The sequence below is a fragment of the Bradyrhizobium sp. LHD-71 genome, from assembly GCF_031157255.1.
In the GTDB taxonomy this organism is placed as follows: Bacteria; Pseudomonadota; Alphaproteobacteria; order Rhizobiales; family Xanthobacteraceae; genus P52-10.
Genome location: NZ_JAVIFX010000056.1, coordinates 1 through 2,891 on the forward strand (window position 1 = coordinate 1; position 2,891 = coordinate 2,891).

At 61.5% G+C, this 2,891-nt stretch carries 3 protein-coding genes; 1 reads left to right on the forward strand and 2 read right to left on the reverse strand.

Annotation, left to right across the window (positions count from 1 at the left end):
• Nucleotides 1–201: 201 nt before the first annotated feature.
• Nucleotides 202–1,101, forward strand: coding sequence for a LysR family transcriptional regulator (locus RCO31_RS34100; RefSeq protein WP_308972844.1), 900 nt, complete (start codon nt 202–204; stop codon nt 1,099–1,101).
• A 12-nt stretch (nt 1,102–1,113) separates the two neighbouring features.
• Here the strand turns inward: RCO31_RS34100 and RCO31_RS34105 are convergent, their stop codons facing one another.
• Together RCO31_RS34105 and RCO31_RS34110 are read right to left on the reverse strand one after the other, a co-directional pair.
• Nucleotides 1,114–2,016 (reverse strand): SDR family oxidoreductase, encoded by a 903-nt coding sequence (locus RCO31_RS34105; protein WP_308972845.1) that lies wholly within the window; start codon nt 2,014–2,016, stop codon nt 1,114–1,116.
• A 20-nt stretch (nt 2,017–2,036) separates the two neighbouring features.
• Nucleotides 2,037–2,891: ABC transporter substrate-binding protein (locus RCO31_RS34110; protein WP_308972846.1), on the reverse strand; the 855-nt coding region annotated here is incomplete at its 5' end.

Consider the following 2,891-nt stretch of genomic DNA (forward strand, 5'->3'; position numbering starts at 1 on the left):
GCCACCTTCGCGCGCACCTCGCCGGTGTCGGGGTTGAACACCTCCGCGGTCCGGCCGGAACCCTTGACCTGCTTGCCGCCGATGAAATGACCGATCTCACGCATGATTTCCATCCGGATTAGCTTCCTGATCGCGGACTATCGCGCGTTTGTTTTTGCACAACAATCTGTATATTCGCACAATGATTGTGCGAGATTTCACATGACAAAGGCTCCCTTCGAGTGGTCGGATCTGCGCCATTTTCTGGCCGTGGCGCGCAGCGGCAAGCTTACCGAAGCAGCGCGGCGGTTGAAGGTCGAGCATTCGACAGTCAGCCGCCGCCTCGCAGCTCTCGAACACGCGCTCGGCGCACGGCTGTTCGACAAGGAGCCCGGCGGTTACAAGCTGACCGCGGACGGAGAGAAGCTGCTGCCCTCCGCGGAAAGCATGGAGGCGATCGCACTCGCTTCGCAAAGTCATCTCGCCGATTCGAACCGGAGCGTGTCGGGGACGGTGCGAATCGGAGCGCCGGATGGCTTTGGCTCGCACTTCCTTGCGCCGCGGCTCGAGCAACTCGCGAAAGCTCACCCGGATCTCGAAATCCAGCTCATCGCGCTGCCCCGCATCTTCAATCTGACTAAACGTGAAGCCGACATTGCCATCGGCCTCAGCCGGCCGAAGGAGAAGCGACTGCACGGCGACAAGCTGACCGACTACCGCCTGCGGATGTACGCGGCGCCGTCGTACCTCGTAAAGCACCCGCCGATCCGGTCGATCGCCACGCTCTCCGATCACGATTTCATCGGCTACGTCGACGATCTGATCTACGCGCCGGAACTCGACTACCTACGGCTCGCGGCCAAGGACATCCGCGCCATGCTGAAGAGCTCGACGCTGGTGGCGCAACTGGAGATGACGCTCGCCGGCGCGGGCATCTGCATCCTGCCGGACTTTCTCGCCCGTCGACATCAAGAGCTGAAATGCGTGCTTCCCAACCAGGTCGAACTCACCCGGACGTTCTGGCTGCTAGTTCACGCCGACATCCGCAACCTCGCCCGCGTCCGCGTGGTCAGCGACTTCATCACCACCGAAGTACAGAAGGAGCGCAAGCTGTTCGGATGAACGGTGTATCGGTCAGGCGACGATGTCGTCGCCCAAGATGTCGGCGTTAGGCCGTGCCTTCTTCATCATCTCGGCGACGCGCGGGCCTAGCACGCTCGGATCGTCGACCGGCTCGATGCCAGGCCCCGCATGCCAGCCTTCGGCCACCTTGAGAATGCCGTTGCCCGCCTCGAACACGCGGCCAGTGACGTCACCCGATTCCTCGCTCGCGAGCCAGACGACGATCGGCGCGACCCAGCGCGGATTGCGGCGAGCAATCTCGTCTGCGGTCAGCTGACGTAGGCCTTCTGTCATGCGAGTCTGCGCGCGCGGCGCGATCGCGTTCACTGTGATGCCGTACTGCTTCAGCTCCATTGCGCTGATGACAGTGAAGGCCGCGATACCGGCTTTTGCTGCACCGTAGTTGGTCTGCCCGACATTGCCGAACAGACCCGACGCGGATGATGTATTGAGTAGCCGGGCCTTGACCGGCGCACCCAGACTCTTGGCCTCCTGGCGCCAGTACTGTGCGGCATGATGTGACGGCGCAAACGTGCCTTTCAGGTGTACCTTGATGACCGAATCCCATTCGGCTTCGGTCATGTTGACCATCATGCGATCACGCAGGATGCCCGCGTTGTTGACCAGCACATCGAGGCGTCCGAAGCTCGCGACCGCTTCGTCGATCAGCGCCTTGGCGCCGCCCCAGTCGCTAACGTCATTGCCGTTGGCGATCGCCTCCCCGCCTGCGTCGCGGATCAGCTTCACCACCTCCTGTGCCGGCGTGATGTCGGCACCTTCGCCTGCGGCGGTTCCGCCGAGATCGTTGACCACCACCTTCGCGCCCTGCTCCGCAAGCATCAACGCGTATTCCCGTCCGAGACCACGTCCGGCACCGGTAACTATGGCAACCCGTCCTGCACACAAACTTCCCATTGTACTCGCTCGCTTCCTTGTTATTCCGCCGCGCCATCGATGGTGTCACCGAAGAGGTGCCAGGTCTGGCCCTGAAAGCGCATCAGCTGCCATTGCTCGATCGGTGCGAAGTCGGTCGAAGAGGTGTTGACGCTGATCCCGGGCAGCAGCATGCCGAGCTGGAAATTCTTCAGGCTGGCGGCCTGCTTCATGACGTTCTCGCGCGTGAGATCGTCGCCGCATTGCTTCAGAACCTGCACCAGCGTCTGTGCGGCATTGTAGCCGTTGATGATCAGCGTATCGCTGCGATTGGCTTCGGGGAAATAGCTGTCGAGAAAGGCGTTGAGCTCCCGGACACCCGGGTCGTCCTTCCACTTCGGATCGTTGATGTCCTTGAAGTAGGCCGCTGAGACGATGCCCTGCGCGTTCTCAAGCCCGGCCGGCTTGATCACGCTGCCGATCGACGCCGACACGTAGCTCAGGAGATGCAGCGGCTTCCAACCGAGCTCCCCAAGCTTCTTGATCGCCTGCGCGGCGAATTTCGGCGTCGCGACGTCGAGAAAGACATCGGCCCCCGACGACTTCAGCTTGACGAGATGGGAGTCGATCACCGGCTCGGAGACATCAAAGCCGTCTTCAGCCACGATCATCGACGCTACCCTGTCGCCAAGCCCCTCCTTGAAGCCCTTCAGATAATCCTTGCCGAAATCATCGTTCTGGAAAAGGATCGCGACCTTCGCGCCCGGCTTTTCCTTCAGCAGATACTTGGCATAGATAAAGACATCGGCCCCCGACGACTTCAGCTTGACGAGATGGGAGTCGATCACCGGCTCGGAGACATCAAAGCCGTCTTCAGCCACGATCATCGACGCTACCCTGTCGCCAAGCCCCTCCTT

Excerpts from the sequence above, each read along its gene's own strand:
- RCO31_RS34100 (WP_308972844.1), top strand. The coding sequence starts at position 202 with ATGACAAAGGCTCCCTTCGAGTGGTCGGATCTGCGCCATTTTCTGGCC.
- RCO31_RS34105 (WP_308972845.1), bottom strand. The coding sequence starts at position 2,016 with ATGGGAAGTTTGTGTGCAGGACGGGTTGCCATAGTTACCGGTGCCGGA.